This window comes from Petralouisia muris (assembly GCF_004793545.1).
GTDB classification, from domain to species: domain Bacteria; phylum Bacillota; class Clostridia; order Lachnospirales; family Lachnospiraceae; genus Petralouisia; species Petralouisia muris.
This window is the reverse complement of record NZ_SRYA01000236.1, coordinates 1-625: the sequence shown is the minus strand read 5'-3', so window position 1 is coordinate 625 and position 625 is coordinate 1. Positions and strand designations below refer to the sequence as shown.

Annotated in this window: 1 protein-coding gene; it reads left to right on the top strand. The window is 53.9% G+C overall.

What is annotated here, in order from left to right:
• Positions 1-625: DNA (cytosine-5-)-methyltransferase (dcm, locus tag E5329_RS29280; RefSeq protein ID WP_135992591.1), on the top strand; the 625-nt coding region annotated here is incomplete at both ends.

The following is a 625-nucleotide window of genomic DNA, read 5'->3' as shown; positions in this document are numbered from 1 at the left end:
AAACACGCCAACCGGGCATACCGTGCCATACATAATATAAAAGAAAGCGAGGTTTTCTATGAAGACGCAAAAACCATCAATACAGAAGAAATGCCGGACTTTGACCTGCTCTGCGCCGGGTTTCCCTGCCAAAGCTTTTCCATTGCCGGAAAGCGCCGCGGCTTTGAAGATGCGAGAGGCACGCTCTTTTTTGACATCGCGCGTGTCCTTAAAGCCAAACAGCCTGCGTTTTTTCTACTTGAAAACGTTCCCGGACTGCTTAGCCATGACGAAGGACGGACGTTTACAGTCATCCTCAACACGCTATCAGAACTGGGCTATAGTGTGGAGTGGCAGGTGCTTAACAGCAAGTATTTTGGAGTCCCGCAGTCACGCAGGCGGGTGTATATTATCGGATATCTTGATCCAAAATGTGCCGGAAAAATATTACCTCTCCCGGAAGCAGACGGAAAAGCTCTTATACAAGTCATCCGCGGGGCACAGGGAGAAAGGGTCTACGACCCGGCTGGGGTCGCCTGCACCCAGCTCGCCAGCTCCGGGGGAGGCGGCGGTAAAACCGGGCTGTACCTCGTAAGCTGCAGCAGCCAGGTGGGGATCACGGACACACGGGACTGCGCCCGCACCC